Here is a 26,130-nt window from a genome sequence, read left to right as displayed (position 1 = left end):
TGCTTATTTACCATAAGCAGACCTAATATTGATAGACAATTAACACTATTCCAATTTAAAATTAATTGGTATTGAATAAGGTACTACAACATTGCTTTTCCCTTGCTTACCCGGAGTCATTTGTGGCAACTTAGAAATAATGCGTTGTGCTTCTTTTTCTAATATTTTAGACGGACCTCTCATTTGAACATCTTTTACCATGCCATCTGTACCAATTTTAAACATTACACTTACCCTACCTTGCTCTCGCATTTCTATTGCTGCATCTGGATACCTAAAATAGCGTTTAACGTGCTTTTGCATTTTTTCATTAAAACAGTCCTTTCTTTTTTCTTTAGCTACTTTTTCACAACCAGGAAATATTGGAACCTCCTCAACAACATCTAAAGGAATTATTGGATCTTCTATAATTTTATGTTCTACAATGCTACTAACTGCTACAGGTTCTTCTGGGTCTGACTCAGTATCGTCTATAAAATCTGTAAAATCCTCAACTGCATTATCTGGAGTAATTTTAATTTTATCAGGATTTACCACTGTTTTTGCCAAAACCTTAACTTTTGGTTTATCCTCTTCTACTTTAAAATTATTAAGGTCTGGGTGGTACTCCACCATTTCTCTCTCTTGCACTACTGGCTTAGTAGTATTTTCTTCTACAAATGCATAAGAAGACTCTAAAGCCAAATAAACTAAGCCCATTGCCACAACTAAACCAATTTGAAAGTTTAAGAAGCTGTTTTTTCGTAAATTTGCATCGTGCTTACTCTTTTTTGGAGTTGCATTGGTAGACGCTCTGTTGTTTCCATTGCCGTGGAAACCAACAGAATTTTCTGTGTTTGTTTTCATAATACTATTTTTATTTGTTACAATTATGTTAAAACACAAATAGTATACCAAAAAACCCCAAGCAATAGCTTGGGGTTTAATTTTTTACAGAAAAAAAAGAATAAAAAAATCCGAACCTAATTGGTTCGGATTTTTTTTATATATTTTTAAGCGTATTTGCTTATTGTAATCTAAATGTAATAGGTAAACTAAATGGAACACGTACAGCTCTACCTCTTTGCTTACCAGGAGTCATCTTAGGAAGTTTACCAATAATTCTGGCAGCTTCTTTTTCTAAGTTTTTATCTGGACCACGCATTTGAACTTGACCAATAGAACCGTCTTTTTGAATAACAAAACGTACACTTACTCTACCCTGAATACCCATTTCTTGAGCAATTTCTGGATATTGGAAATGCTTTCTAATGTGCTTGTTCATTTTTTCGTTGAAACAATCTCTTAAAGCCTTAGCTCCTTTTTTCTTTACTTTTTCACATCCAGGAAAAATTGGAACATCTTCAATTACAGAAAAAGGTACATCTACATCTACTTCTACTTCTTCTTCAACAACATCTTCAACATCCATTACTTCCTCTTCCTCATCAGACTCAGTATCCTGAATAACAGATTCCTCTACTTCTACATCATCTTCAACAACAGCAATTTCTTCTGGTGCTGCTGGTGGTGGTGGTGGAGGTGGTGGAGTTTTAATCTGTTCTGTCATTGGAACTTCTTCATCTAACATATCATCAACATTCTGTGTAATGTCGTATGTATTATCTTCATCGTATTTTTTGTACTCTAGTGCACGCCAAACTATAAACATAACAAGAGCCAGTCCTATTGCAAAATAAAGACTGCTGTTTTTTGTTAAGTCAGCTTGTGGATTTTTCTTTGGTTCCATAGGTTTTAATTTAGTGTTCGCTAATTTAAATAAATATTATCTAATTAAGCAATTAATTTTTTCATTTTAATATTCTTTCTTTTAAAAAAAGTTGCTTTGCAACAAATAATCCTACAAAAACACCTATTGTATTGGCTACAAAATCTAAAAATTCTGCGCTTCTGGTAACGGTGATTGTGTGCTGTAATATCTCAATAATTATGCCATATACAATTAAAATAAAGGCTAAATACCAAATAATTAATGTTTTAACTTTTTTTATGTTAAAAAAATCTTTTAAAGACAACACACCAAGTAATGTGGCTACACTATAAAAAGTGAAATGTACTAGCTTATCTATATATGGTATTTTAACAGAAGGAAGATCTGTATTACTGAAAGAAAATAAGCTGAGTAATGTAATTAACACTACCCAGCTTATAAATAATATGGTATAAATTGGCTTTTTAACCACCAATTAAATCTTTATAATCAGCATCAGACATTAATTCCTGTGCCTGTGAAGCATCACTAATTTTAATTTTAATCATCCAACCATCTCCATAAGGATCTGTATTTACCTTTTCTGGCTCATCTTCTAAAGACTCATTAAACTCAATTATTTCTCCTGATAATGGCAAAAATAAATCTGAAACAGTTTTAACGGCTTCAACAGTACCAAAAACCTCATCTTTATCTAAGGTCTCATCTAGTGTTTCTACCTCAACATAAACAATGTCTCCTAACTCACCCTGAGCAAAATCTGTAATTCCTACAGTGGCAACATCGCCATCTATTTTAACCCACTCGTGATCCTTAGTATACTTTAATTCTGATGGTATGTTCATTTTAGTATCATTTTAATTAATGCAGCAAATGTAACAGATAAAAAATGATTTGAAAATTATTTATTTTGAAAAATTACAAGAAATAATTCTTTTTAAAACAGCTACTTAATATTTACCAGTAAAACACTTACAAAACTGAAGTAAAAATTAGTTACCAAAGTTATACTTAAATGTAAAACCTGTATTAATTGTAGTTTGCGGAAATGCAGTTGAAACTGCAAATTTAGAGAACGAATGATCATAAAAGAAAGCAACCTCTAACGATTTGCTTAACGCATAATCTGCACCAAACTTTAATGAAAACACATTTTGACCCGATGTAATTTGATTATTATTTAACTCTAAGTTTCTAATAATGGTAATATTATCCTTTAAAGTAGCATCTAACTTTAAGTTTAAATCTCCTTTAAAACGCATTTTATCTCCTCCTATATTGGTAACAAAGTTTACATCTTTAAACCTATACCCTAAACCAACAGTATAATCTTTACTATTAAGCTCTGTAAGTAAGTTATTATCAAAACTCATTGTTAAAGCCCTCATTGTTTGTAGCTCTGCAACAACACTCATAGAGTTCTTCATTTCAAAATCTAAACGAACCAATGGGTTAAATTGATCTGTTAACACAACGTTTGCCATAATATTCTCTGGTAAGAAATCTTGAGTTTCAGGATCTATAGTTGTATTTTCTCTTTCTAAATTAGTTTGAAAAGAGTTGATGTTATATGAAGCCCTATAACCGTGACTAATAGAGAAACGCTTAAATTTTTCTTTAAACCAATTTACACGCATTAAACCTGTGTACTTTAATCTCCAGTTAGGAATAGGAAAGTTTCTAAATGCTCCTAACTTTACTTTTGATGCATCTTGCCCTGTGTAAGCAGCAATAAACGCAGGCAATAATACATTCTGACTAGTTTTACCGTAACGCTCTGGGTAACCTTCTGCATCCCTAGCTCCTGTATTACCTGCTAAACGATTGGCAATAACTAACCTATTTTCTTTAAACTGATCAAAAGTAGTCGACTCAAACTCATCACTTTTTGTAAAAGCTGTTTTTATCATCATTGTAGAGATACCAAAATTCCCATAATTGTTTCCTAAAAGGTTTTGATACTCATACTCTCCATTTTCAAATGCAACTGAAAAATTTTCTTGGTAACGTTCAGACAAGTTTCTGTTTGCTGTAATATCTATAGTTAAATCTTTAATTGGTTCTGCAACCGCAGTAATATCTAACTGTCTATTTGTTTCTTGTACAAACTGCTCATTAAATTCTGAAAATGTTGTTAACCAACCTCTCTTAGCAGCATCATAACGTACATCTTCTTGACTACCAAAAACAAATCCTAAACTAGGTTTAGTTGTTCCTACAAAACCAATTGAGTTTGTATAACCCGGTAATTGTTTACCTCTAGTTTCTGTATAATTAAAGTTTACACGCTTAACCATTGTAATTAAATCTGTGGCAATTTTTCCAAATCCGCCATTTTTTGCTTTAGGCGTATTACCAGCTTTATCTTGGCGAGTTGTTGTTAATTGAGATTTGCCTTTAGATTTTTTTAACCCAACCATATCATACAATTTTTGCATAGTTAAGTTTGCTGCTATTGTATGTGTACTTGCGTTTTGTATTCTATTAATATCTTCACCAGCTACCTCTTTTAAAGCATCTCCACCACGTTGCCAGTCAAAATTACTTGTGTAAACATATTGCGCATTAATAAAATCTAAAGCTGGTATTTTATTAAACGGAATATCATAATTTAACTCAAACTGTTGTGCGTGTCTGTTTGGCTCTCCTATATCAAAAAAGCCATCCCAAATATTTAATTGATCATCTATATCTACTCCTATATCATCTTTATAATAATTACGTATTATATTGTTGTTTGAAGCAGATATATTAAAACGTAATGATTTAGTTAAGTTATAATTTATATTGTATTGCCAGTTAAACATATAATTACGTTGTTGTAGCTCTGGCAAAGCTAAAGCATCTACACCTGGCTCTACAACATCTCTAAAACGTTGTTGATTAAACTGACGATTTATATTTGAGTTAACTGCTATGCTTGTTGGTAATAAATTTAAATTGATGTCTTTTAACCATTTTAAATATTTACCTGTAAATAATGAATCTTTTTTAGCAAAAGGTGCTATTTCTACTGGTTCAAAATTATGAGCATACGTTAAACCAGCAACCACATTTTGGTCTTTTAATTTAGCAATTTCAAAATCTCTATGGTTTACCTCATTGTATGAATAATTAAAGGTAAAGTTTTCTACATCGTAAAAATTAGCATCTGCCTCTTCTCCTCTATTTTTACGCACACCAATAAAGTTTATACTTGTTCTTTTTGTGTAATCTTCTGCTTGTTCTTCTATAGCATCTGCTTCTTCTTTTGTTTGTGCAGCTGCAATTCTATCCTCTAACTTTAAGTCATCATAAACTGGATCAAACTCTGGCGTAATTAACTGCTCAGATATTCCGTAATTAAATGGTAATTGTATACCTAGCTTTTTAGGTAACAACTGCCCCAGGTTAATATTTGTAACAGCATCATAAGACATTGCATCTTCTCTGGCACGTTCATTTGGCATTTGATCTATACCACCAAAACCAGATGTACTTTTGCTTCCTGTAACAGAAACATCTGCAAAATCTGCAAGATTTAAATCTACGGCACCAATTGCTGCCCAGCCACCATTGCTATCTAAACCAGCCAAACGCAACTCATTAAACCAAACCTCTCCACGTGCAGCAGCATCACTAGTGTTTTTTACACCCACCATCATACTACGTATACTACCTAAAGATGGGTTACCTCTTAAACCTATACGCATTACTCCAGGCTCACGAGCATCAAACTCATTTACAGGAACAACTTCACCGTCTATAATTTCATAATAGTTTATTTGACTTAAAGTTTGCCCAGCTATACCGTAGGACTTTATTTTGTTTAAGTCTGACAACTCTATAAGTATCTCGTTATCCTCTGGCCAAATCTTTTCCCTGTCACTTTCTCCGTGAGCAGTAAACTCTAAAGGAACTTCTATTTGGTAAAAGTTTTCACTAAAATCTGTACCTAGCCTTAAAAAACCAACCAAAGGTCTTTCTCCATCTGGAAAATCGGTTTCTAAAATTTCTTCTGCATGAATAAACATTTTAAGACGCTCATATTGTCTTACATCTATATTTACATTTTTAAATACACCTCTAGAATCCTGAGACTCTAAGTTTTCTATTTTAAATGATAGTGATTGTTCATTTTGCTGTACAATAGTATTGTTATTATTAAGTTGCTCTCTACGCAAACCTGGAGGCAAGTCATAAATAATTGGTGATCTTGTATTGTTTTCTTCAATATTAACTGTTGCAACATCTACAAAAGTGCCATCATCATCAGGATTATTATCTACATCTGGCTCTAAAGATTTTGTATAAGTACGCCAGTCACCCCTAACTAAATCTAAAGTTGCAAAACGCATTACAACATCATCAGAAAAACCAGTTAAATACATACGCATAAAACTAATAGATCTAAAATCTGTAATACCTCCAATGGCATCTGTAAAATCACTTAACGGAATTTTATACTGTATCCATCTTCTATTTAAAACAGAACCATTAGGTAAAGTTGGCGTTTGGCCTTCTTTAATATCAGTTACATACTTATCATTAATAGTAGTGTTAGGCTTAATAGGAATTCTGTATTCATAATAACTGTTTACAGTATTCATTGTTAAATCTCTATCTATATCTTCTACATCTGGCAATGTAGTAGAACCCCTGTTTGTATTGGTTACCTGTACAGGAGAGTTGCCTTGCGGATTGTTGTAATTTATGTAACGCTCTAAAATACTACCTTCTTTATTTAGGTAATACTCATAATTATCTAAAGCAGGATCATCTGCAGGGTTATTTGTAAAAATTGATGTTTCATCTGAATCACTTAAACCATCATACCCTAAATCTTGTAATGTTCTGTTGTTTTCTTCTGCATCAAAAGCATAAACAAGAGACTGTGTTGCTGGTACTTTACCCCATGATGTTTCAGAAACTAAATCGTTGCTAGATATACCTGGCAAACCATTTTCATATTGCTTTTTACCATCTTTTAAAATATCTTCAGATATATTACCAATGTTAAATACCAATTCACCAGAACTTGTGGTTTCCCCATCTACGTAAGGATCTAAAACCCAAAACTGAACAAACTCTACATTGGCTTGCTCAAAATTTGTACTACTCATTGGACGCATAATTCCCGCCCATTTATCTTCTGGAGCAGTAGTATTAAAGTCTGCATTGTTATTGTAAGGACCTTTAAGGTTTGGATAGTATGCCAAATCTAAAGTTCCTTGAGTTGTAGATTGCCCCTGTGCAATTTCTACCTTAGGAAAAACCTCATCTATAAAAACTCTTCTGGTTGCATTTAAAGAAATATCATTATCATTAATTCCTGATGGTCTTTGGTTAGAATAAAAAAGACGATCTATAGAATACCAAGCCATTTTAGCTCTTCCAAATCCATTTCTAAGATTTTCTGTATCATCTGGAGAACTACCATATAATTGTCCGCTTGGATCAGCAAACTCTAATGGCGTACTTGCCAAATACCACCCCAAAGAAGATCGGATATCAATTAAAGATTGTGCTCCTTCAAAATCATCTACATAGGTTGTAGTTTCTCCTTCAAAATTTGCATTTTTAGGCGAGTTTGGTTTTAATAAAGCTACCTCACCACGTATAGATAAGTTAGATGGAACATCTGTATCTATATTTGGCAGTTTATTTACCAACCTAGTTAAAAAAGGAATTTCTGTAGAGAAGTTTCCATTTAAACCAAACATTGTATTATTAACTGGCTCTACACCATAAGAAGATTTTTGAGTAAGCGGACGTTCATTTAAATTTAAAAAAGTACCCCCTAAAACAAATTTCTCATTAAACTGATGCTCTACATTTACTCCTGTAAAACGTCTAGTTTGTTGTCCAAACACTGCATTATTTTCTACCGAAATATTAATTGGTGTATTACTAGCCTCCAAACTAGGGTCTAAAATTTGTACTGTTCCTGCAGAATAGTTTACGGTATAATCTATACCTTCTTGTAATTGTCTGCCCCCTGCGGTTACACGTACAGAACCCCTTGGAACATTAAAAGCACCAATAGGAATGCCATTAATACCCTGAGATTTGTATTTACCTTTAATTATAAACTTATTTTTATCTGCATCTTCTAAGGCTGCAGATTTAGTACGTGAGTACATATTTCTGTACACATACTTTTTTTGGTTATCATTATAACCTTGGTCATTATCTACATCATAAACACCACCACCTAACTCATCAAAAATATACTCACCAAAAGGTTCTACTTTGGTAAAAATTATATTTCCGTTTTGAGAGTCTATAGTTAAACCTTCTACATAATCAAAAAAACCATCTCCACCAGATTGCACATCATTATACGCATTTAACCTATCTAAATTAAACACATCTAATAAAATACGTTCTTGTAATGGCTTTGGTGTTGTAGGCCACCCAGAACCTGCGCCCTCTGCAACAGGAGTTATATAGTTTCTTGGTGTTGGGTCTGTATATAAAATATTAAGCTTAAAATCTTCTTGACTTAGTTGATACGCACCTGTGTTGTAGATGTTTTTCATCATTAAATCCCAAATAGGATCTTGCACAGCAGTAATATTACTCTTAAGTAATTTTAACACCAAAGTATTGTTTTCTACCACAGGAGTAGCACCTGCTGAAACCGATGTTGCCTCTAAACCACCATTTGCAAACTCACCTACTTGGTATACATTACCTTGGTAAGTGTACTGAAAAGCAACAGCTAAAACCTCATCATTACTTAAACGCTGACTTAATGAGATATATCCTAATTGAGGATGAAAAGTATACTCTCCTTTTCCTACATCTAATTTTCTTGCATTCTCTAAAATTGTATAATCAAAGCCCTGGTTAACAGTATAACCTGACACATTAAAACCAGCTTGTACGGTTGCTATATCTCTAATTTGACTTGTTAACGCACCACCGTTACCTATTAAAGCAGGGTCATAATCATTGGCATTGTTAAGTGGTAAATTACCTGCTGCACTAGCGTTAAAAAACCCTGCAGGAGCTCCGCCACTTTTACCTATTCTTGTTTGGTCTGTGTTAGATTCTCCTAAATCTTGTATAGCAACAACATTTCTAACATTTAATGTTTCTTGTCTTCTGTTTGTTACCCAAACTTCTAATCTTGTAATTTGTACTTGACTACGTATATATGGGTAATTTTCTAAAGCTGCATCATAGTTATCTCTAAAATACTGCGCTAAAAAAAAGTGTTTATCCTCATCATAATCTAAAGCCGTAAAAGAAAACTCTTCTACCGTACCGCCACCTTGTGCAACAACTGTATTATTTTGTGATCTTTGTTCCGATAAAACTGCTGTAACCAACGTTTTGCCAAATTGAAGCTGTGTTTTAACACCAAATAAACTTTGCGCCCCTGTAATTAAAGAGCTATTTAGTGGCATACTAATATTACCTACTTCTATTTTTTGTATAATATCATCTTCTGTTGGCGTATAATCTAATTTAACTAGATTCTGAAAATCAAAAGTAGCTTCAGTATTGTAGTCTGCACTAACTTGTAACCTTTCTCCAATTTTACCAAGCATACTTAATTGTATCTGCTGATCAAAATCAAAACTAGTATTAGTACGTTGTCTTGGAGATAAAGATGGATTATCATTCTTTTGCCAAATAACACCTAAATCCATTGCAACAGAACCTGTTGGAATAACCTCTATGGTATTACCTCCAAAAATAGATTGAAAAAAATTATTGTTTACATAAAAGTTAGGCAATAAATTTTTTCTTGCTTCCTCACTACCTGCTTTTTTTCCAGAAAAAGCATCTGCTTTTTCTTTAAAATAGTTTTTCATTCCCTCTTTACGAGCCAACTCAAAATATTCATCTGGAGTTAAATAAATTGGGTAACTAATATTAAACTCTCCTACTTTTTCTGAATATACATATTTATCTAGATCAGGGTCATAAGTATATTTAGAAACAATACTGTTAGGATTAGGCAAAGTAATTTTACCAAGTGCAACACCCGTTTTTGTAGAATCTTGTTCTTGCTCTTCACCATCTTGTGCAAATGCAAAAGTTGGCGCACCTAAGAAAAGCACACATATAATTAATAACCTATATAATGGTGAAAGATTTTTTTTTGCCCCTGTTTTCAAACTTATTACAAATTTTTCAGCGCCAACTTAATAATGTTTTCAACGCTTAATGTTGGGTCTTGACTAACAACTACGTCAACAGTTTTTTCTGCTTGCTTACGTGCAAAACCAAGAACCTCTAAAGCAGATAACGCTTCTTCTTTATTTGTATTGTTTGAAGAAGTAGAAACTTCATCAATATCGTATATTTTTAATACTTTATCTTTTAAATCTAATATTACACGCTGTGCAGTTTTTGCTCCAATACCTTTTACAGATTGTATAGTTGCAACGTCTCCGCCCGCAATTGCATCTCTTACCTGGGCAGGTGATAATGATGATAACATTGTACGTGCAATACTAGGGCCTATACCAGATACAGAAATTAATAATCTAAAAATTTCTCGTTCAGATTTTTCTGCAAAACCAAAAAGTGTGTGTGAGTCTTCTTTTACTTGTAAATGCGTATACAGCTGAATATTTTCTGCATCAGACACCTTGGATAAGGTATGCAGTGATATGTTTACAAAGTAACCTACACCATTACACTCAATTACTAAAAATGTTGGATTTTTCTCTACTAATTTTCCTCTTAAATGTGTAATCATATGAATGGTATAGGTTGGTTTGTATTATTTTATTTACTGATTGTTTTTAGCTTTTCTTCTTTTTTCTCTCTCTTGTGCATCTATTACAGCTACTGCGGTCATATTTACCATTTCATCTACATCTGCTCCTAATTGAAGAATATGTACAGACTTTCGCAAGCCTAACATAATTGGACCTATTGAGTCTGCATCATTTAACTCTTTAAGCAACTTATAGGTAATGTTAGCCGACTCTAAGTTTGGAAAAATAAACGTATTAACCTTTTTACCTGCTAATTTAGAAAACGGAAACTGACTCTGTAACAGCTCTTTATTTAACGCAAAATCCATTTGTATTTCTCCGTCTACAACCAAGTTTGGATGTTTGGTATGTAATATTTCTACCGCTTTTCTAACCTTAACAGCATTTGGCTCGTTAGAAGACCCAAAGTTAGCATAAGACGTCATAGCCATTACAGGATCAAAACCAAAAGTTTTAGCTACGTTAGCTGTCATTAAAGCAATATCTGCTAACTCCTCTGCATTAGGGTTAATATTTATTGATGTATCTGCTACAAATAAAGGTCCTTTATCTGTAACCATTATGTTTACTGTTGCGGCTTTTTGCACATTAGATGCTCTACCAATAACTTCAAAAACAGGTTTTACTACTGTTGGGTATGCCCTAGAGTAACCAGAAATCATACCATCTGCATCACCTACTTCTACCATCATAGATCCAAAATAGTTACGCTCTCTCATTTTAGCTTTGGCGTAGTAAAAGGTAACTCCTTTACGTTTTCTGTTTTCCCAAAACTTAGTAGCGTATAATGTACGTTGCCCTTTAGACTCTGTTGCTTTAGTATCTATAATTTGCACGTCTGCATCAAACTCTAACTCTGCTTTAAGTTCTAATATAGTTTCTTTTTTACCTAATAAAATTGGCTCTGCAATACCTTCTTCATAAGCAATTTGTGCTGCTTTTAGTACATCTAAATGATCTGCTTCTGCAAAAACAATTCTTTTAGGATTTACTTTTGCTCTGTTGTGTAATAAACGTACAACTTTATTGTCATTACCAGAACGTCTAATTAATTCCTCTTTGTATTTATCCCAATCTTCAATAGGTTGTTTTGCTATACCACTATCCATAGCAGCCTTTGCTACAGCTAAAGGAATTTCTGCAATTAATCTTGGATCAAAAGGCTTAGGAATAATATAGTCTTCACCAAAAGTTAATCTTGTTTCTCCGTACGCAATATTTACTTGCTCTGGCACTGGCTCTTTTGCTAACTTAGCTATGGCTTTAACTGCTGCCATTTTCATAGCTTCATTAATACCTGTAGCTCTTACATCTAGTGCTCCTCTAAAAATAAAAGGAAATCCTAAAACATTATTTACCTGGTTAGGATGGTCAGACCTTCCTGTAGCCATTATAATATCTTTTCTTGTTTTTACAGCTAAATCATAATTAATCTCTGGATTAGGATTTGCCATTGCAAAAACAATTGGGTTACTTGCCATAGACAATAACATTTCTGGAGAAACAATATCTGCAATAGAAAGTCCTACAAAAACATCTGCATCTTTCATAGCCTCATCTAAAGTGTCTATTTTTCTGTCTGATGCAAACTCAGCTTTTTCTTCAGATAAGTTACCTCTATCAGATCTTATAACACCTTTACTATCTAGCATTACAATATTCTCATCTTTAGCTCCAAAAGCTTTGTACAACCTTGTACAAGAAACAGCAGCAGCACCTGCACCACTTATTACAATACGTACTTCTTCAATTTTTTTACCTGCTATTTCTAATGCATTTAATAATGCCGCTGCAGAAATAATAGCTGTACCGTGCTGGTCATCATGCATTACAGGAATATCTAACTCCTCTTTTAATCTGCGCTCAATTTCAAAAGCAGCAGGTGCACTTATATCTTCTAAGTTAATACCACCAAAAGTAGGTGCTATCATTTTTACAGTTTCTACAAACTTATCTACATCTTTAGTATCAACCTCTATATCTACACCATCAATATCAGAAAAAATCTTAAATAACAGTGCTTTCCCTTCCATAACAGGTTTAGATGCCTCAGGACCAATATCACCCAATCCTAAAACAGCTGTACCGTTAGATATTATAGCAACTAAATTACCTTTAGATGTATATTTATATGCGTTTTCTTTGTCTTTTTCTATTTCTAAACAAGGCTCTGCTACTCCAGGAGAATAAGCTAATGCCAAGTCTCTTTGTGTTGCATAAGGCTTAGTAGGAACAATTTTTATTTTACCAGGCTGTGGTTTTGCGTGGTAAATTAAAGCTTCTCTTCTATTCTTCTCGTTGCTCATTGCTTCTAATTTTAAGGTGCAAATTTAAGGGTATAGTACCAATTAAATTATAATATTAATCTAAAAAATCTATGTTACGTTGTAATCCTGAGAATTTAGTACGCTTTACTGCAGATTTCTTGAAAACTTTTCTAAAAACATCTTCTGTTATTTCTTGCCAATCTTTTTTTGTCATAGATAGCAAATCTGGATGCGGATTAAATAACGGCTCATTGTGTGGCTTAGAAAATCTATTCCAAGGACACACATCCTGACAAACATCACATCCAAAAATCCAATCATCAAACTTACCTCTAACCTCAGCAGGAATTTCATTTTTTAATTCTATTGTAAAGTATGATATACACTTGCTACCATCTACAACATACGGATCTACAATTGCCTGCGTAGGGCAAGCATCTATACAGGCGGTACAAGTACCACAATGATCTGTTACTGCACTATCATAAGCCAGTTCTATATCTACAATTAACTCTGCAATAAAATAAAAAGAACCTACTTTTTGTGTTATTAAATTACTGTTTTTACCTATCCAACCCAAGCCACTTTTTGCAGCCCAAGCTTTATCTAAAACAGGTGCTGAATCTACAAATGCCCTACCTTCTACCTCACCAATATTGTTAGTAATAAACTCTTGTAATTCTCTTAATTTAGATTTTATAACGTGGTGGTAATCTTGCCCATAAGCGTACTTAGAGATTTTTAATGCATCGTTATTTTGCGTATCTTCTGGGTAATAATTTAACAATAAAGAAATTACAGATTTAGAACCTTCTACAAGCTTTGTTGGATCTAAACGCTTATCAAAATGGTTCTCCATATAAGCCATTTGACCATTCATATTTTTGGTAAGCCATTTTTCTAATCGTGGAGCCTCTTCCTCTAAAAACTCAGCTTTAGACACGCCACAAGATATAAACCCTAAGCGTTTTGCTTCATCCTTAATTAAAGCCGTTGTTTTTTCTTTATTTACTAGTGGTAACTTCACATCACAAATTTAATGGTTTACAAGCAATAAAAATTATTTAGTAAGTGTATTAAATACAAACACTACTTAAAAGCTGCATAAACAATAACTTAACAAAATACTTACATAACTTTATTATAAAACATATAAATTGCTTATTTTACTATTTATGAGCAAGCTTTACAATTCTAAATACTACCACAGAGATTTATCTTGGCTACGTTTTAACCACAGAGTTTTACAAGAAATTAAAGACAAACAAAATCCTTTGTACGAACGTATAAAGTTTTTAGCAATTTTTTCTTCTAATTTAGATGAATTTTTTAAAGTTCGTGTATCAGACATTAGACAAATAAAAGACATTAAAAAGCCGTTACGCAAAAAGCTTATAACCAAACCCAACAAGGTTTTAGCCGAAATAAAAAAACAAGTAGATATACAACAACAAGAATTTGGAGCTATTTTTTTAAACGAAATTATTCCTGATTTAAAGACAGAAGGAATACACCTTATAAATTATAAAGATTTTACCCTAAAGCAAAAGCAGTTTGCAGAAGACTATTACAATGCCAACTTAAAAAATTCGCTTAGTATACAAACAGAAAAAACAGCAACTAAAAACTCTATTTTTGCAGAAAATGAAGCATCATACCTAGTTACATTAAAAAATAATGAAGAAATAGAACTTGTAGAAATTCCTGAAAACAAACCTCGTTTTATTGTGTTTCCTTCTACAAACCAAACCTACTTTGTTACTTTTATAGATGATGTTTTAAAATACAATTTAAACAAAGAAAATAATACCAATTACTACGCCTTAAAAATATCTAGAGACGCAGAGTTGTATATTGAAGATGAGTTCTCTGGCAATTTAATGCAGAAAATAATAGATGCTTTACCCAAAAGAAAAACCGGACAAGCAACACGTGCTTTAATAGATGCAAGTGCACCAACAGCACTTTTAAATGCAATAAAAAGCACATTAAACGTGTACAATACCGACATTATTTTAGGTGGCATTTATCATAATTTTAAAGACTTTTTTAGTTTCCCTAATCCCACCAAAAAACAATTAAGCAATACTAAACTAGAGCCATTACCACACCCTTTACTAACTAAGCACAACTCAGTTTTTAATGCAATAGACACTAAAGACCAACTGATACACTACCCTTACCAATCTTTTGAACCTGTTATAAAATTGCTAGAGGAAGCTGCCTCGTCTAAAGAAGTAAAAACTATAAAAATAACACTGTACCGCTTGGCAAAAACATCTAGGCTAAATACTGCTATTGCTAACGCTGCAAAAGCTGGTAAAAATGTGGTTGTGTTTATAGAAGCAAAAGCTAGGTTTGATGAGGACAACAATTTAAAATGGGGTAAAATATTTAAAAATCACGGAGCAAAAGTTATTTATAGTTATCCTGGCATAAAAGTACACTCTAAAATAATATACATAGAAAAAGAAGTTAGTGGTAAGCTTAAAACCTATTGTTATATAGGAACTGGTAACTTTAATGAAAAAACTGCCACCTTGTATACAGATTTTGGTTTAATGACAGCAGATACAAAAATTTGCAAAGAACTAAATCGTGTTTTTCTAGTTTTAGAAGGTGTTTTAATTGTTCCAAAGGCTAAAAAATTACTGGTTTCCCCTTTTACAAGCAGACACGTTTTTTCTAGAATGGTAGAAAAAGAAATTGAATTGGCACAAGCAGGCAAACAAGGCTTAATTATTTTAAAGATGAACAGCCTTGAAGATAAAAAAATGATTCAATTGCTATATAAGGCAAGTAATGCTGGTGTACAAATACGTTTATTAATTCGTGGTATCTGTTGCTTGGTACCAGGCATAAAAGGACAAAGTACAAACATTACCGTAACAAGTATTTTAGACAGGTATTTGGAGCACGGCCGTGTGTATCTTTTTGGCAACGGAGGCAATGAAAAACTTTTCATTGGCTCTGCAGATTGGATGAAACGTAACTTATCACACAGAATTGAGGTAATTACTCCTGTAGAAGATAAAGACAACTTTAAAATAGTTAAAGATATTTTACAAATTCAGTTATCAGACAATGTAAAAGCCAGAGTTATAGATGCTAAACAACAAAATAAGTACGTCACAAATAACAAAAGCACAACACATTCACAATTAAAAACTTACAACTACTTTAAAAATATGTAGATCTATTTACAAGCACAAGAGTTTTGTTTTTTATTAGGTCTTATCACAAAATATTTAATACATTTGTTATGTAAACTTTAGGGGTGTTCTTTTTAAGAACTGAGAAATACCCTTTGAACCTGATGCTGTTAGTACAGCCGAAGGGAAAAGTTGAATTCTTTTTATGATTTCTATCTTTTAATGTTTTTTCCGTTTCTGGAGATTGCATTTTCACACACAGTTTACGATTTAATTGGATTTTTTTAACGCTATACCCTAGCACTTAAAATGTATCGTTATGGTACCCATAAACGTAAATAACAAAGAGCACGTAGTTTCCTCAGACACTACAATAGCCACATTAATACAAACTCTAGAAATTACCATTTTTGGTGTTGCAATTGCTATTAATGGCAATGTAATACCAAAAACAGACTGGAGCACTACTATTTTACAACCTCATGACAATGTATTGTTAATACGTCCTGCTCAAGGAGGCTAACCTAAAACTTTAAAAGATTTTATTATGAAAAAAAAAGACACCGCACCCAAACAAGACGGTATTACAAGACACCCTTTTCCTAATTCTAAAAAAGTGTATGTTTCTGGCAAACTATTTCCAGAATTAAAAGTTGCTATGCGAGAAATAGAGTTAAGTGACACCGTAGATTCACTTACCAAAAGTCGTACTCCAAACCAACCTGTAACTGTTTATGATACTTCTGGTCCTTATACAGACCCTAATAAAGATATTGACGTTCATAAAGGAATAGAACGCATACGTGAACAATGGATTTTAGACCGCGGCAACGTAGAACAATTAGATGGTTTTTCTTCTAAATACTGTAACGAGCGTTTAAATGATAAAAACTTAGATCATTTACGTTTTGGACACTTAAAAAAACCAATGCGCGCAAAAAAAGGAGAAAATGTATCGCAAATGCATTACGCAAAAAAAGGCATTATTACTCCAGAGATGGAATACGTTGCTATTCGTGAAAACCAACGTATAGATGAAATGACTCGTTTATCTAAGCAACACCCTGGCCAAGATTTTGGCGCTAGCATTCCTGCTAAAATAACACCAGAATTTGTAAGAGACGAGGTTGCTCGTGGCCGTGCAGTTATCCCTAGCAATATAAACCACCCAGAAGCAGAACCTATGATATTAGGCAGAAACTTTTTGGTGAAAATTAATGCAAATATTGGAAACTCTGCCACCACATCTTCTATAGAAGAAGAGGTAGAAAAAGCTGTTTGGGCTTGCCGTTGGGGAGCAGATAATATAATGGACTTGTCTACCGGACAAAACATCCATGAAACTCGTGAGTGGATAATACGTAACTCTCCGGTACCAATTGGAACCGTACCTATTTACCAAGCCTTAGAGAAAGTTAATGGCGTAGCAGAAGATTTAACTTGGGAAATTTTTAGAGATACTTTAATAGAACAAGCAGAACAAGGTGTAGATTACTTTACCATACATGCAGGTGTACGTTTACGCTATGTACCAATGACAGCAAAACGTATTACAGGTATTGTTTCGCGTGGCGGATCTATAATGGCAAAATGGTGTTTGGCACACCACAAAGAAAGTTTTTTATACACGCATTTTGAAGAAATATGTGAAATAATGAAAGCCTATGATGTTGCTTTTTCTTTAGGAGATGGTTTACGCCCTGGTTGCATTGCAGATGCTAATGATGAAGCTCAATTTGCCGAATTAGAAACACTAGGTGAGCTTACAAAAATTGCTTGGAAACATGATGTACAAACTTTTATAGAAGGCCCAGGACATGTACCAATGCATATGATAAAAGCTAATATGGACAAGCAGTTAGAGGCTTGTGACGAGGCTCCTTTTTACACATTAGGCCCACTCACAACAGATATAGCTCCTGGTTATGACCACATTACATCTGGTATTGGTGCTGCAATGATTGGTTGGTTTGGCTGCGCAATGCTTTGCTACGTAACACCAAAAGAACACTTAGGCCTTCCTAATAAAGATGATGTACGTACAGGTGTTGTTACTTATAAATTAGCTGCACACGCGGCAGATTTAGCCAAAGGTCATCCCGGTGCTCAGCACAGAGACGATGCCTTAAGTAAAGCAAGGTTTGAGTTCCGTTGGGAAGATCAGTTTAACCTAGCACTAGACCCAGAATTAGCTCGTGAATACCATGATGAAACCTTACCTGCAGATGGTGCTAAAATAGCCCATTTTTGCTCTATGTGCGGACCAAAATTTTGCTCTATGAAAATATCACAAGAGGTTAGAGATTTTGCCGCTGTAAACGAAATAAAAGGAGACGAGGTTTTCACAAAAGGTATGGAGGAAAAAGCTAAAGAATTTAAAGACAAAGGATCAGAAGTGTATTTGTAATATAAAGTGGAAGTTCCTACGCCTTTTACTACGTAAGGCGTAGGCGGGCTTTCCGTTATATCTTTTGCTAAAAAAGGCAAAAGGATGCCACTACAATCCCTAACTTAAAAAAAAAACAATAAAAATGATTGTACTTATAGCCCCAGAAAAAGATGTACCTAATGAAATAGAAATACTTCATCAGTTATTTAACGCTGGCCTGCAGTATTATCATTTAAGAAAACCTTTTAAAGATCTAGACCAGCATACAAATTATCTAAATAAAATAGAGTCACAATACCACAACCGTATTGTTGTACATTATTATCATGAGCTAATAAATAGCTTTAACTTAAAAGGCATTCATTTTCAAGAACAAAAACGTAGAGATACTATAGACAATCCTACACGGTATTTTAAAAACTTAAATATGTTTGGCAAAACAATAAGTTCTTCATTTCATAATCAAGAAGAATTAAACAATTGTTATTTTGAGTTTGATTATCACCTGCTTAGTCCTGTTTTTAATTCCATTTCAAAAAAAGATTACAAAGGGCGTGGCTTTAATGTAAATCACATAAACAAAACAATTGTTGGTATGGGAGGGGTTACAGCAGAAAACCTTAGCAAATTTAACACATTAGGGTACAAAGGTGTTGGTGTTTTAGGTGGAGTTTGGAGCGCAGAAAAGCCTGTAGAGGCATTTAAAAGAATAGATGAAACATTTTATCTAGTACAAAAAACAAAAAATAATGATTAGCAAATTACATTATATAAGTCAAGGTAAGACTCCAGAAGTACATTTAGCCAACATACAAAAAGCGTGTTCTTCTGGTGCAGATTGGGTACAGTTACGTTTAAAAAATGTAGATGAAGAAAGCTTATTGCAAGTCGCTCTAAAGGCAAGAGAAATAACTTCACATTTTCAGACTAGATTAATTATTAACGATCATTATAAAATTGCTAAAAAAGTAAATGCAGACGGTGTACACTTAGGAAAAACAGATGCTTGCCCATTAGAGGCACGTGAGCATTTAGGAAAATGGATTAGTATTGGTGGCACGGCAAACACCTTAGAGGATTGCGAAAATTTATTAAAAAAAGAAGTAGACTACATTGGACTTGGACCATTTAGATTTACACAAACTAAAAAAAATTTGAGTCCAACTTTAGGACTACAAGGATACCAAGCAATTTTAGATGAGTTACAAACAACTACCCCTATAATTGCCATTGGCGGCATTACAATTGCAGATGTTCCTGAGCTTTTAAAAACAGGAATTTACGGCATTGCAGCATCAACAGAAATTACTGCCAATTTTAATAGCATTGCCACGCTAAATAAAGTATTAAACACACCAGCTACACAAGAGCAAGTGTACAAATTTGATAAAAGTAAAAATGATGAACGATAATTTAAAAATAGCAGACAAAGAGTTTTCTTCTAGATTATTTACCGGAACAGGAAAATTTAGTTCTTCAACCGTAATGAAAAATGCGTTACTAGCATCAGAAAGTGAATTGGTTACCGTAGCACTAAAACGTGTAGATGTAGCTAATGAAGATGACGATATTTTATCACATTTAAATCATTCTAGAATAAATCTTTTACCAAACACCTCTGGCGTGCGTACTGCAAAAGAAGCTGTTTTTGCTGCGCAATTATCTAGAGAAGCATTAGAAACCAATTGGGTTAAATTAGAAATTCATCCAGATCCAAAATATTTATTACCAGACCCAATAGAAACTTTAAAAGCTGCAGAAGAACTTGTAAAACAAGGTTTTGTAGTTATGCCATACATACACGCAGACCCTGTTTTATGTAAACGTTTAGAAGATGTTGGCGTACAGTGCGTAATGCCATTAGGCGCACCAATTGGCAGTAACAAAGGATTAAAAACAGTAGATTTTTTAGAAATAATTATAGCACAAAGTAACGTTCCTGTAATTGTAGACGCTGGCATTGGCGCTCCTTCACATGCTGCCTATGCAATGGAACTTGGTGCAGATGCTGTTTTGGTAAACACTGCAATTGCAGTATCACAAAATCCTATTGCTATGGCAAATGCTTTTAAGTTAGCTGTAAAATCTGGTCGTTTAGCCTATAATGCAAAGCTAGCTCCTATAAAACAAACAGCAGAAGCAAGCTCACCTTTAACCTCTTTTTTAAATGAGTAATTTTACATCACTTTTTAATAGTTATAATTGGGACGCCATTGTTTCTGATATTTACAGTAAAACTAATGCAGACGTAGAAGCTGCGTTGCAAAATAACAAACGTACTTTAGAAGATTTTAAAGCCTTAATTTCTCCTGCTGCTAAACCATATTTAGAGCAAATGGCACAAATGAGTAGTGCGTTAACAAAAAAACGCTTTGGCAATACAATGCAAATGTACGCACCAATGTACCTAAGTAATGAGTGCCAAAACATATGTACTTATTGTGGTTTTAGCTTAACCAACAAAATACCTAGACGCACGTTAACAGATGCTGAAATTTTAAAAGAAGCTGCCTTTTTGCGTAGTAAAGGGTATAACCATATTTTATTGGTAACTGGCGAGGCTAACAAAACTGTTGGTGTAGACTATATAAATAACGCCATTAAATTGCTAAAAAAAGAGTTTGCTAACATTACCATAGAAGTACAACCATTAGACCAAGATGAGTATGAATTACTTGTTAAAAATGGCTTGTATGCTGTTTTAGTGTACCAAGAAACCTACCACAGAAACGAGTATAAAAAACACCACCCAAAAGGTAAAAAATCTAATTTTGATTATAGACTAGAGACACCAGACCGTTTAGGAAAAGCTGGCGTACATAAAATTGGCGTAGGCGCTTTATTTGGATTAGAAGATTGGCGAGCAGACAGTTTTTTTACTGCACTACATTTACAGTATTTACAAAAAACCTATTGGCAAACTAAATACTCTATCTCTTTTCCTAGGCTTAGACCACACACAGGTGGTTTAGAACCAAAAGTAGTTATGGAGGATGCAGATTTAGCGCAGCTTATATGCGCTTACCGTTTGTTAGACGAAGATGTAGAGCTCTCTATGTCTACCCGAGAAAGCGAAAAATTTAGAAATAATATTATTAACCTAGGAATAACATCTATAAGTGCAGAGTCTAAAACCAATCCTGGTGGTTATGTTGTAGAACCACAGTCTTTAGAACAATTTGAAATTTCTGATGAACGCAGTACAGAAACTATTGCAGAAATGCTACAAAGCAAAGGTTTTGAAGTTGTTTGGAAAGACTGGGAAAGTGCTTGGTAAAGATATTAGGTAAAAAAATAAACATATATTAAATAAACTAGTAAAACCACACCGTAAAAAGCAGTTTTTCTTATAATAAAATTAAACTCGCTTGGTATATTTTTATCAGCTTTAACTGTAATAACAGAATATACTAAAACAAGAAATATAGGTATACCTAAAATTAATTTTAAATTTTTAGCATCAACAATAAATAGACTTGTAACCATTATCATAAAAAACAACCCTACTAAATTATTAAGTACTAATTGATTTATTTTATATTTGGTTGCGTATTGTATTAATCTTGTTTGTGTATTTGTCTTTAAAGACTCTAGAATTTCATTAAAACCAGTTACTCTATTAGATATAAACACCTGCTTATTAATACCATAAAGCTTTAAACCATACTTAGAAAGTTTTTGATTTTTAATTTCTTTAAAAGCTAATCTGGTGTTTTCTCCATTAGGAATACAGTATTCCACAGAATCATCTGTAATTTTAATTGAAGTTTGTTCTAAAACCTGCCTAACAGACTTTTTTGCAGAAAAAAGGCCTCCAATATAGATTATAAGAAAAATACCAATTGAAATAAGAAGAAGGTTTTTGTCTTCGGTAAATGCATTATTTTCAATCTTATTTGCAATTAAAAACGCAGCAATTAAGGCTCCCAAAATTAACGGTTGTATTCCTAAAACTTTTTTTAAAGCAAGCTTTTTAACTGCAGATTTAGAAAAAGTATAAGTATTTACTTCCATAATTTTTTTAAAACAAACCTCCTTGTACGCTTCCTTTTATTCTTCCCAAATGTTTGTATGCTAACTCTGTTACTTCTCTACCACGAGGAGTACGCATAATAAAGCCTTGTTGTATTAAAAAAGGCTCATACACTTCTTCTATAGTTTCTGCACTTTCAGACACTGCTGTTGCCAAAGTAGTTATACCAACTGGGCCTCCCTTAAATTTATCTATAATAGTAGTTAATATTTTATTGTCCATTTCGTCTAAACCGTGTGCATCTACATTTAACGCATTTAATCCAAACCTAGAAATTTCTATATCAATTTTACCATTACCTTTTATCTGTGCAAAATCTCTAACTCTTCTCAACAAAGCATTACAAATTCTGGGTGTACCTCTGCTTCTACCCGCTATTTCTATTGCAGCTTCTAAATCTATAGGCACATTTAAAATATCTGCACTACGTTCAGCTATAGTAGACAGCAACTCTGTAGTGTAATATTGTAACCTACTTTGTATACCAAAACGAGCACGCATAGGAGCTGTTAAAAGCCCAGAACGTGTTGTTGCACCAATTAGGGTAAAAGGATTAAGATTTATCTGTACAGAGCGCGCATTTGGCCCTGACTCTATCATTATATCAATTTTATAGTCTTCCATAGCAGAATATAAATATTCTTCTACAATAGGACTAAGTCTATGTATTTCATCAATAAAAAGAACATCTCTTTCCTCTAAATTGGTAAGCAAGCCTGCCAAATCTCCCGGCTTATCTAAAACAGGACCAGATGTAACCTTTATACCAACACCTAACTCATTAGCCAAAATATGCGCCAATGTAGTTTTTCCAAGACCAGGAGGCCCATGAAAAAGGGTGTGATCTAAAGCTTCTCCTCTTTGGTTTGCTGCTTCAACAAAAACTTTTAAGTTTTCTAAAACTTGATCTTGACCAGCAAAATCATCAAAACTTAAGGGTCTTAATGCTCTTTCTATATCAAACTCTTCAGAAGAAAAATTTTCTGATGTTGGGTCTAGGTTTTCATTCATAGTCTAACAAAGATACTAGAAATTATAGGCTTTCATAATAGAAAACATCAATCTAAAATAGTCTATTCCTTTTTTATTAATTGTGATGCATTTAGGAAATCAACTATTGTAATTTTAGGTGTACCGTACAAATATGTTCTAGAACCACCTTTAGAGGAAAGTTCTAAGTTTTCTGATACAAATATTTTCGCATCTGGAGATTCATCTAAATTTAAAGACACATTTGTACCTTTTAAGGCTTCTGCTCTTAATTGTGAATTTCCAAAAAGGTCTATATTAAAATCTGTAACGGCTCCTTGCAACTTTGCATCTGCGTTACCATGCATTGTAATTTTAGCCGCTTTAGCAACCATATAAAGTCCCAAGTTGCTTTTTTGATCTAAAGTAACAGACACATCATCGCAGTCTACATTTAACTCTGCATTACTTGCACCAGACATAGAAATACCTACACTGTTAGCCAAGGTATTTAAATTTAGTTTTGCACCTCCTTGCAGGTTTATGTCTAAATAGTCTGTAGTAACAATATCTTTCATATCTAAACGACCATTAAGCATTGTAATACCGTTTAAATTAACATAATTAACTGTAAGCTCTAACTTTTTTTTAGATACAATTCTATAGAAAGAACTAATTTCCAAAACGCTATCAATAACTTCAAACTTAAGTACATCTAATAGATTGTCATCACCTATAAAAGTGTAACTGTTTTCTCTTGCTTTTTTTAATTCTAGGCGTAAATTATCTGCTACTTTAATAGCATTAAAAGGGGTCAACTCATTCGTGACTTCAATAACAGTTTTACTGCCCTTAATTTTTGGTTTTTTTTGTGCAATACCTGTTGCCGTAGCAAGCAAGAACACACTTAGAATAAATTGCTTAAACATATTGTGAATTTAATGGTTAGTTTGTGTTTGTAAACAATATACTAAAATACTAGTTATAAAGAATAAAATTGATAGCAAAAAAAAAGCCTTTTAAATAAATTTAAAAGGCCTTTATAATTTTATATAAAATCTAGTGAGTTAGTTCTTCTTCACCAGCTTGAAGCGGTACTATCTGAGGTACAAAATCTTGCCCAGGTAATACGTAATCTCCGTTTTCATTAGTTTTACTATAATCATATGCCCATCTGTGAACTTCTGGTATTGCACCAGGCCAGTTTCCGTGAATGTGCTCTACAGGAGTTGTCCACTCTAACGTAGTTGCATTCCATGGGTTTTGCTCAGCTTTTTTACCGTAGAAAATACTGTAGATGAAATTACCAACAAATACCAATTGTGTTGCACCAGCTATTAAAGCAAAAACAGTAATTAAAATATTAACATCTGTAAGCTCATCAAACATAGGGAATGCAGTGTTTTCATAATAACGTCTTGGTACACCAGCCATACCTACAAAGTGCATTGGAAAGAAAACACCATAAGCACAAATTGCAGTTATCCAGAAATGAACATAACCCAAGTTTTTATTCATCATTCTACCAAACATTTTAGGGAACCAGTGGTACACACCAGCAAGTAAACCATATAATGCAGATATACCCATTACTAAGTGGAAGTGAGCTACTACAAAATAAGTATCATGAACATTAATATCTAATGTACTATCTCCTAAAATAATACCAGTTAAACCACCAGTAATAAACGTTGACACAAAACCAATCGAGAACAACATTGCTACATTCATTTGTAAGTTACCTTTCCAGATTGTAGTAATCCAGTTAAAAGCTTTTACTGCAGAAGGTATAGCAATTAATAATGTTGTAAATGTAAATACAGATCCCAAGAAAGGATTCATACCTGATATAAACATATGGTGACCCCATACAATTGTAGATAAGAAAGCAATAGCAATGATAGACATAATCATAGCTCTATAACCAAATATTGGTTTACGAGCATTAGTTGCCATAACATCTGATACAATACCCATTGCAGGTAATATAACAATATATACTTCTGGGTGTCCTAAGAACCAGAATAAGTGCTCATACAATACAGGAGATCCACCTTGGTAATGTAACACCTCGCCTTGTATAAATATATCAGACAAGAAGAATGATGTTCCAAAACTTCTATCCATTATTAACAACAATGCTGCTGAAAATAATACAGGGAAAGAAACAACACCTATAATAGCTGTAACAAATAGTGCCCAAGTAGTTAAAGGTAATCTTGTCATAGACATACCTTTTGTTCTTAAGTTAATTACTGTTACAATATAGTTTAATGAACCTAATAATGATGATGCAATAAATATAGCCATAGAAACCAACCACAATGTCATACCTGCACCAGAACCAGATTGTGCCATTGGTAATGCAGAAAGTGGTGGGTAGATTGTCCAACCTGCTGCTGCTGGTCCAGACTCCACAAAAAGAGAACAAACCATAATAACTGCAGAAGTAAAAAACAACCAGTATGATATCATATTTAACAATCCTGAAGCCATATCTCTAGCTCCAATTTGTAGAGGAATAAGTAAGTTACTAAAAGTACCACTTAAACCAGCTGTAAGTACAAAGAATACCATAATAGTACCGTGCATAGTTACCAATGCTAAATATACATCGGCATCCATAACACCACCTGGTGCCCATTTACCCAATACAGCTTCAAATAAAGGAAAAGATTCACCTGGCCAAGCCAATTGCATTCTAAATAACAATGACATTGCTATACCAATGAAACCCATTATTAAACCAGTAATTAAATACTGCTTTGCAATCATCTTGTGATCCATACTAAATATGTATTTAGTAATGAAGGTTTCTTTGTGATGATGTCCGTGATCGTCGTCGTGTTCGTGTGTTCCTGACATAATCAGATATTCTATTTTTGTTAG

At 33.4% G+C, this 26,130-nt stretch carries 19 protein-coding genes and 1 riboswitch; of the genes, 7 read left to right on the top strand and 12 right to left on the bottom strand.

From position 1 onward, the window contains the following. Positions 1-45: 45 nt before the first annotated feature. The 8 genes from CELLY_RS09445 to queG all read right to left on the bottom strand — a co-directional run bounded on the left by CELLY_RS09445 (position 46) and on the right by queG (position 13,725). Entirely contained in the window at positions 46-846 is an 801-nt protein-coding gene (locus CELLY_RS09445; RefSeq protein WP_013621449.1) for an energy transducer TonB, read from the bottom strand. Between the two features lie 160 nt (positions 847-1,006). Then, a complete protein-coding gene (locus tag CELLY_RS09440; RefSeq protein WP_013621448.1) occupies positions 1,007-1,729 on the bottom strand; it encodes an energy transducer TonB in 723 nt (240 codons plus the stop codon). A 61-nt stretch (positions 1,730-1,790) separates the two neighbouring features. Then, positions 1,791-2,138 carry a VanZ family protein gene (locus CELLY_RS09435; protein ID WP_038507429.1) on the bottom strand — a complete coding sequence of 116 codons (348 nt, stop codon included), beginning with the start codon at positions 2,136-2,138 and terminating at the stop codon, positions 1,791-1,793. A gap of 37 nt (positions 2,139-2,175) precedes the next feature. Then, the gene (gene gcvH, locus CELLY_RS09430) at positions 2,176-2,556 is read right to left on the bottom strand and encodes a glycine cleavage system protein GcvH (protein WP_013621446.1); all 381 of its coding nucleotides are present in this window, start codon (positions 2,554-2,556) and stop codon (positions 2,176-2,178) included. 147 nt (positions 2,557-2,703) lie between these two features. Beyond that, positions 2,704-9,822 carry a T9SS outer membrane translocon Sov/SprA gene (gene sov, locus CELLY_RS09425; protein ID WP_013621445.1) on the bottom strand — a complete coding sequence of 2,373 codons (7,119 nt, stop codon included), beginning with the start codon at positions 9,820-9,822 and terminating at the stop codon, positions 2,704-2,706. A 5-nt stretch (positions 9,823-9,827) separates the two neighbouring features. Next, positions 9,828-10,409: a Holliday junction branch migration protein RuvA gene (gene ruvA / locus CELLY_RS09420; RefSeq protein ID WP_013621444.1), complete on the bottom strand. Its 582-nt coding sequence runs from the start codon at positions 10,407-10,409 to the stop codon at positions 9,828-9,830. 33 nt (positions 10,410-10,442) lie between these two features. Then, the gene (locus CELLY_RS09415; protein ID WP_013621443.1) at positions 10,443-12,737 is read right to left on the bottom strand and encodes an NADP-dependent malic enzyme; all 2,295 of its coding nucleotides are present in this window, start codon (positions 12,735-12,737) and stop codon (positions 10,443-10,445) included. A 55-nt stretch (positions 12,738-12,792) separates the two neighbouring features. Next, positions 12,793-13,725 (bottom strand): tRNA epoxyqueuosine(34) reductase QueG, encoded by a 933-nt coding sequence (gene queG, locus CELLY_RS09410; protein WP_013621442.1) that lies wholly within the window; start codon positions 13,723-13,725, stop codon positions 12,793-12,795. A gap of 148 nt (positions 13,726-13,873) precedes the next feature. Between queG and ppk1 the strand changes: the two genes are divergently transcribed. The 7 genes from ppk1 (at position 13,874) to thiH (ending at position 21,516) form a co-directional block, all read left to right on the top strand. Continuing rightward, entirely contained in the window at positions 13,874-15,892 is a 2,019-nt protein-coding gene (gene ppk1 / locus CELLY_RS09405) for a polyphosphate kinase 1 (RefSeq protein ID WP_038505879.1), read from the top strand. A 69-nt stretch (positions 15,893-15,961) separates the two neighbouring features. After that, a riboswitch (TPP riboswitch) is annotated at positions 15,962-16,055 on the top strand. 114 nt (positions 16,056-16,169) lie between these two features. Next, positions 16,170-16,373, top strand: a complete 204-nt coding sequence (thiS, locus tag CELLY_RS09400) for a sulfur carrier protein ThiS (RefSeq protein ID WP_013621440.1) — start codon at positions 16,170-16,172, stop codon at positions 16,371-16,373. A 24-nt stretch (positions 16,374-16,397) separates the two neighbouring features. Continuing rightward, positions 16,398-18,257: a phosphomethylpyrimidine synthase ThiC gene (gene thiC / locus CELLY_RS09395; protein WP_013621439.1), complete on the top strand. Its 1,860-nt coding sequence runs from the start codon at positions 16,398-16,400 to the stop codon at positions 18,255-18,257. Between the two features lie 124 nt (positions 18,258-18,381). Further along, a complete protein-coding gene (locus tag CELLY_RS09390) occupies positions 18,382-18,996 on the top strand; it encodes a thiamine phosphate synthase (protein ID WP_013621438.1) in 615 nt (204 codons plus the stop codon). Then, a complete protein-coding gene (gene thiE, locus CELLY_RS09385; RefSeq protein ID WP_013621437.1) occupies positions 18,989-19,651 on the top strand; it encodes a thiamine phosphate synthase in 663 nt (220 codons plus the stop codon). The genes CELLY_RS09390 and thiE overlap by 8 nt, the downstream gene beginning before the upstream one ends. Beyond that, the gene (locus CELLY_RS09380) at positions 19,641-20,414 is read left to right on the top strand and encodes a thiazole synthase (RefSeq protein WP_034643178.1); all 774 of its coding nucleotides are present in this window, start codon (positions 19,641-19,643) and stop codon (positions 20,412-20,414) included. The genes thiE and CELLY_RS09380 overlap by 11 nt, the downstream gene beginning before the upstream one ends. Then, entirely contained in the window at positions 20,407-21,516 is a 1,110-nt protein-coding gene (thiH, locus tag CELLY_RS09375) for a 2-iminoacetate synthase ThiH (protein WP_013621435.1), read from the top strand. Before CELLY_RS09380 ends, thiH begins: the two co-directional genes overlap by 8 nt. Positions 21,517-21,521: 5 nt before the next feature. Here the strand turns inward: thiH and CELLY_RS09370 are convergent, their stop codons facing one another. The 4 genes from CELLY_RS09370 to CELLY_RS09355 all read right to left on the bottom strand — a co-directional run bounded on the left by CELLY_RS09370 (position 21,522) and on the right by CELLY_RS09355 (position 26,106). Next, the gene (locus tag CELLY_RS09370) at positions 21,522-22,253 is read right to left on the bottom strand and encodes a hypothetical protein (RefSeq protein ID WP_013621434.1); all 732 of its coding nucleotides are present in this window, start codon (positions 22,251-22,253) and stop codon (positions 21,522-21,524) included. 7 nt (positions 22,254-22,260) lie between these two features. Then, positions 22,261-23,283 (bottom strand): Holliday junction branch migration DNA helicase RuvB, encoded by a 1,023-nt coding sequence (gene ruvB, locus CELLY_RS09365; protein WP_013621433.1) that lies wholly within the window; start codon positions 23,281-23,283, stop codon positions 22,261-22,263. A 62-nt stretch (positions 23,284-23,345) separates the two neighbouring features. Then, a complete protein-coding gene (locus CELLY_RS09360) occupies positions 23,346-24,170 on the bottom strand; it encodes a GIN domain-containing protein (RefSeq protein ID WP_013621432.1) in 825 nt (274 codons plus the stop codon). Between the two features lie 130 nt (positions 24,171-24,300). Beyond that, entirely contained in the window at positions 24,301-26,106 is a 1,806-nt protein-coding gene (locus CELLY_RS09355; RefSeq protein WP_013621431.1) for a cytochrome c oxidase subunit I, read from the bottom strand. Between the last annotated feature and the right edge of the window lie 24 nt (positions 26,107-26,130).

This window comes from Cellulophaga lytica DSM 7489 (genome assembly GCF_000190595.1).
Taxonomy (GTDB): domain Bacteria; phylum Bacteroidota; class Bacteroidia; order Flavobacteriales; family Flavobacteriaceae; genus Cellulophaga; species Cellulophaga lytica.
The sequence above is the reverse complement of the archived record's forward strand: the minus strand, read 5'-3'. Positions and strand labels throughout refer to the sequence as shown.

Coding starts and splice junctions, on each gene's coding strand:
- ppk1 (WP_038505879.1), top strand. CDS start 13,874: ATGAGCAAGCTTTACAATTCTAAATACTACCACAGAGATTTATCTTGG.
- ruvA (WP_013621444.1), bottom strand. CDS start 10,409: ATGATTACACATTTAAGAGGAAAATTAGTAGAGAAAAATCCAACATTT.
- CELLY_RS09380 (WP_034643178.1), top strand. CDS start 19,641: ATGAACGATAATTTAAAAATAGCAGACAAAGAGTTTTCTTCTAGATTA.
- thiE (WP_013621437.1), top strand. CDS start 18,989: ATGATTAGCAAATTACATTATATAAGTCAAGGTAAGACTCCAGAAGTA.
- CELLY_RS09445 (WP_013621449.1), bottom strand. CDS start 846: ATGAAAACAAACACAGAAAATTCTGTTGGTTTCCACGGCAATGGAAAC.
- gcvH (WP_013621446.1), bottom strand. CDS start 2,556: ATGAACATACCATCAGAATTAAAGTATACTAAGGATCACGAGTGGGTT.
- CELLY_RS09355 (WP_013621431.1), bottom strand. CDS start 26,106: ATGTCAGGAACACACGAACACGACGACGATCACGGACATCATCACAAA.
- CELLY_RS09440 (WP_013621448.1), bottom strand. CDS start 1,729: ATGGAACCAAAGAAAAATCCACAAGCTGACTTAACAAAAAACAGCAGT.
- CELLY_RS09360 (WP_013621432.1), bottom strand. CDS start 24,170: ATGTTTAAGCAATTTATTCTAAGTGTGTTCTTGCTTGCTACGGCAACA.
- CELLY_RS09390 (WP_013621438.1), top strand. CDS start 18,382: ATGATTGTACTTATAGCCCCAGAAAAAGATGTACCTAATGAAATAGAA.
- thiC (WP_013621439.1), top strand. CDS start 16,398: ATGAAAAAAAAAGACACCGCACCCAAACAAGACGGTATTACAAGACAC.
- CELLY_RS09370 (WP_013621434.1), bottom strand. CDS start 22,253: ATGGAAGTAAATACTTATACTTTTTCTAAATCTGCAGTTAAAAAGCTT.
- ruvB (WP_013621433.1), bottom strand. CDS start 23,283: ATGAATGAAAACCTAGACCCAACATCAGAAAATTTTTCTTCTGAAGAG.
- thiS (WP_013621440.1), top strand. CDS start 16,170: ATGGTACCCATAAACGTAAATAACAAAGAGCACGTAGTTTCCTCAGAC.
- CELLY_RS09415 (WP_013621443.1), bottom strand. CDS start 12,737: ATGAGCAACGAGAAGAATAGAAGAGAAGCTTTAATTTACCACGCAAAA.
- thiH (WP_013621435.1), top strand. CDS start 20,407: ATGAGTAATTTTACATCACTTTTTAATAGTTATAATTGGGACGCCATT.